The following is a 2,916-nucleotide window of genomic DNA, read 5'->3' as shown; positions in this document are numbered from 1 at the left end:
AGCTAAATAATTGAACAAAATTTTTTTTAAAAAGGACAAACTGTCAGTAGCATATTACTGTTAATAACAGTATACTGTTATTAACAGTAACTTATTGCTGGAATAAATTTCACATTTAAATTAGGAGGTTATATATTTCATGAAACATACAGGGAGACATACTGGTGCATTTCTTTTGCTGTTTTTAACTGAGGGAGATAGCTATGGAGGGAAACTTCTGCAGAAATGTGAAGAAGAGCTTCCCATCAATCCAATTGATAGTGCCATCATATATCGCACATTAAAAACATTAGAGAAAGAAGGTGCTGTTGAGTCTTATTTGGACACATCTGATCAAGATAAGCCGATAAAAATGTACAAAATTACTTCTGTTGGAAAAAGTAAATTAGAAGATTTTCAAATGGATATCGAAGAAAAAATGAAGAATTTATCATTTTTCTTAAATAAATACAAAAAATGGAGGGAGTCAAATCATGATTAATGGTGTTATCCTTTACGCTATAGCTTTTATCCTTATCAGTATTTCTTTTATAAAAGATCGAAATAAAACAAAAGATGCTCTATTAAAGTCATGGAAAAGCTTTCGTAATATTATACCTGACATGTTATCAATTATGCTTTTTGTTGGAATTTCACTATCTTTGTTAACGCCATCCTTCATTTCTTCAATCATTGGAGAAAAATCTGGATTGATTGGGATTGTTTATTCGACATTAATTGGATCTATTGCACTAGTACCAAGCTTTGTTGTTTTTCCTCTTGGACATACGTTAATCCAAAATGGTGCAGGACTCCCCCAAGTAGCTGTATTAATGTCTACATTAATGTCCGTAGGAATCACCACTTTACCTATGGAACAAAAGATATTCGGGCGTAGTTTTGCCTATTCACGCAACGCAGCAGCAGTGTTAATGTCTCTACTATTTTCATATATTATTTGGGTGGTGATGGTATGAATAAATTAAAAAGATATCATTTCTTTTTGATTTTATTATTTGGGCTAATTATCCTTACTTTTATAAACCAATCGGTGGGATGGAACGCCTTTCAATTAACAGGAAAAAGCATTTTAGATATGTTGTTCCTACTCCCTCCTGTCTTAATATTCGTAGGTTTGCTCGACAAATGGGTGGAGAAAGAAACCCTAATTAGATATATGGGAGAAAAATCAGGCATCTATGGCATTTTGTTCTCCCTATTATTAGGAGTAATTGCAGCTGGTCCCCTCTACGTAGCTTTTCCCATTGCGGCACTTTTATTAAGAAAAGGGGCAAGCATACGGTACATTGTATTTTTTTTAGGAGTTTGGACAACTGCGAAATTACCAGTTATTGTATATGAATTCGCTTCATTTGGTGTTACATTTACACTCATTCACATTTGTTTTGGGTTATTATTTTTCTATTTGATGGGTATTATTTTTGAGAAATTTTATGACCATCGACAATTGATAAAGTATGATATAGCTAAAGAAGTTTAGATAGATTTGATCAATCCCATTTATTTTTTGAAAATAGGTGATCTATCATCTCTAAATATAGTTTTATGGAAGAAACTCTTTCCTTTATAATTAATCGACAAACCGCAGCAAGAAACTTTAACTGAGTTCCGGTCTGTTTTCTCCTGCTCCTACTCTCCAGATGACTCAAGTTCATCCATCTGCTCTTTATTTACGCGGTTGTGATTTTGGCGTAGATAATAAAAAATAGTGCCAGTTCACCCATAATCATGATATTTGGAACAACTGTTATGAGATTGATGATAAAAAAAGCAGCCAAAATTCCAAGAAATCCTCCTAAATGATACAGCTTCAAGCGGTGTAGTTTGTGCCTATATTGATGAAAAACTAGTGAGGTTGACGCGAAATAAAGCAGTACCGATCCGAATAAAAAATATAACATAAACGAGTAATCTGTCTTTTGTAAATACAGTAGCTTGATGGACGCTGCAATCATGCTCATGGACATAAGGATTAATAAGTGTCCGTAGACAATGGTTTGCCCTGTCCCCTGAACTGATTTATTCACTTTCTTTTCTACATTGTCAAAATACTGCCACCACATTGCAAGGATTACAATGAATGAACTGATGGAAAATGATATGGAATTCCAATCCCCTTTTTGCGGCTCCAGCACAGAAAGGATGCTGACGACCGATTCTCCAAAGAGAATCAAGGTCAACAGAGCAAAACGTTCTAATAAATGGGCAGTATGAGTCGGAACTTTTACTAAATACTTGCGTCCAATTATTGGAACAATCATGTCAACTAGAATTCCTGCGTACAACACCGCATATCGAACCCATGAACTAAAAAAGATAGAAAGGGATGATATGATAATACCAATCCAAAAGTATGTACCCAAGAATCTTGATACTTTCTTTGCATCTCCTTGCTCCAGTCGTTGGACAACGAGATACTGTATAGCTGTTAGTGATCTTAATCCGATATACCCGATTAGAAAAGACATGTAATAATGATCAAAATCCACTGATAAGCTCGAAGTCATAATCAAAACAAAAAACATTTGAGTTATCATGAACATTCGCTGATGCAAAAGATCTTTGCCAAACCGGTTTGTGAACATAGTTTGCCCCGTCCATGCCCACCAGATGGGGATAAATATCAGCATAAATTTCAATAGATATTCAAAAGGAATATATCCATTTTCAACATGAAACAAAACGTGAGTGGCGGTAGCAACTGCCGCTACAAACAGTAAATCTTCAAAAAGCTCTAACCATGTCACTTTCTTTTCTTCCATTTTTTCTGCCACCTCTTTAGTAGGATTCGTAAGAATAAATAATTTTAACAATAATATGATGTTGGCAACTTATCGGTTTAACCCATTTTCACTTGTATAATGAAGTTAGTCTTTTTCATTTTATTATTCATGAAAATCCAATATGTTTTTACCA

At 34.2% G+C, this 2,916-nt stretch carries 4 protein-coding genes; 3 read left to right on the top strand and 1 reads right to left on the bottom strand.

Translation table 11 applies throughout. From position 1 onward, the window contains the following. Positions 1–139 precede the first annotated feature (139 nt). Genes V7137_RS29785 through V7137_RS29775 form a run of 3 tightly spaced genes read left to right on the top strand, consistent with a single transcriptional unit; the run spans position 140 to position 1,480 of the window. Positions 140–481, top strand: a complete 342-nt coding sequence (locus tag V7137_RS29785; RefSeq protein WP_335701410.1) for a PadR family transcriptional regulator — start codon at positions 140–142, stop codon at positions 479–481. Then, positions 474–956 carry a hypothetical protein gene (locus V7137_RS29780; RefSeq protein WP_335701409.1) on the top strand — a complete coding sequence of 161 codons (483 nt, stop codon included), beginning with the start codon at positions 474–476 and terminating at the stop codon, positions 954–956. The genes V7137_RS29785 and V7137_RS29780 overlap by 8 nt, the downstream gene beginning before the upstream one ends. Continuing rightward, a complete protein-coding gene (locus tag V7137_RS29775) occupies positions 953–1,480 on the top strand; it encodes a permease (RefSeq protein ID WP_335701408.1) in 528 nt (175 codons plus the stop codon). The genes V7137_RS29780 and V7137_RS29775 overlap by 4 nt, the downstream gene beginning before the upstream one ends. 190 nt (positions 1,481–1,670) lie before the next feature. Here V7137_RS29775 and V7137_RS29770 read toward each other — a convergent pair whose 3' ends face one another. Beyond that, positions 1,671–2,762 carry a low temperature requirement protein A gene (locus tag V7137_RS29770; RefSeq protein ID WP_335701407.1) on the bottom strand — a complete coding sequence of 364 codons (1,092 nt, stop codon included), beginning with the start codon at positions 2,760–2,762 and terminating at the stop codon, positions 1,671–1,673. Positions 2,763–2,916 lie beyond the last annotated feature (154 nt).

The organism is Neobacillus drentensis, assembly GCF_036962765.1.
Taxonomy (GTDB): domain Bacteria; phylum Bacillota; class Bacilli; order Bacillales; family Cytobacillaceae; genus Neobacillus; species Neobacillus drentensis_C.
This window is presented reverse-complemented; position numbering and strand designations above follow the sequence as displayed.

Excerpts from the sequence above, each read along its gene's own strand:
- V7137_RS29785 (WP_335701410.1), top strand. The coding sequence starts at position 140 with ATGAAACATACAGGGAGACATACTGGTGCATTTCTTTTGCTGTTTTTA.
- V7137_RS29780 (WP_335701409.1), top strand. The coding sequence starts at position 474 with ATGATTAATGGTGTTATCCTTTACGCTATAGCTTTTATCCTTATCAGT.
- V7137_RS29775 (WP_335701408.1), top strand. The coding sequence starts at position 953 with ATGAATAAATTAAAAAGATATCATTTCTTTTTGATTTTATTATTTGGG.
- V7137_RS29770 (WP_335701407.1), bottom strand. The coding sequence starts at position 2,762 with ATGGAAGAAAAGAAAGTGACATGGTTAGAGCTTTTTGAAGATTTACTG.